The sequence below is a fragment of the Candidatus Protofrankia californiensis genome, assembly GCF_900634765.1.
Classification (GTDB): Bacteria; Actinomycetota; Actinomycetes; order Frankiales; family Frankiaceae; genus Protofrankia; species Protofrankia californiensis.
In genome coordinates, this window is record NZ_CAAAFT010000449.1 from 1,190 (window position 1) to 1,829 (window position 640).

Consider the following 640-nt stretch of genomic DNA (forward strand, 5'->3'; position numbering starts at 1 on the left):
GCAACAGCGCCTCTTCGGCGGTGATTCGCCCACCGTCCGCGGCGCGCGCGAGCACGGACGAAATCTCCGAGTCACCGGTCACCGGTGTTCCCGGAGTTGACGGACCCGCCTGCACTGACGGAAAACCACTGCCGGCATCCACAAGGCTCACCCTGTGATGGTACGGCGGGTCGCCTCGTTCTCACCGCCCTCCACGACTCACCTCCACCACATCAGCTCCGATCAGCTCCGATCGGATCCGTCGCGGATGTCGTCGACGGTGTTACGCAAGCGGTCGACGACCTCGTGCTGGAAACCGTCCTCCAGGTGGGTCCAGACCTGTTCCCACAGCCGGCCCCGCTGATCGTCCCAGATACGCCCCAGCTGGTCGATGCCGGACATCACCAGAAAGATCAGCAAAAGAAGAACGATCAGCCGCTTTCCCGGTATTCGCGGCCGCCGGGGACGACGAGGACGACGGGTGCGGCGCGGCGCGAGGGGCGCCTGGGGTCGTGCACGGTCGCCCTCTCCCCAGGCGTGCGGTGGCGGCCCGGCAGCCTGCCCGCGCCCGGGGTGAACCGGTCCGCCCTGGCCGGCGGGTCGGGGGGCGCTCCCCCCGGCGTCACCGGCCGCACCGCCACCGGCCGCACCGCCACCAGAG

At 70.2% G+C, this 640-nt stretch carries 1 protein-coding gene and 1 pseudogene; both read right to left on the reverse strand.

What is annotated here, in order from left to right; translation table 11 throughout:
• Positions 1-222 precede the first annotated feature (222 nt).
• Positions 223-399, reverse strand: a complete 177-nt coding sequence (locus tag DD1DGNOD_RS27460; protein WP_165036979.1) for a hypothetical protein — start codon at positions 397-399, stop codon at positions 223-225.
• 11 nt (positions 400-410) lie between these two features.
• Positions 411-640, reverse strand: a pseudogene (locus DD1DGNOD_RS23330) (hypothetical protein); the annotation flags it as partial.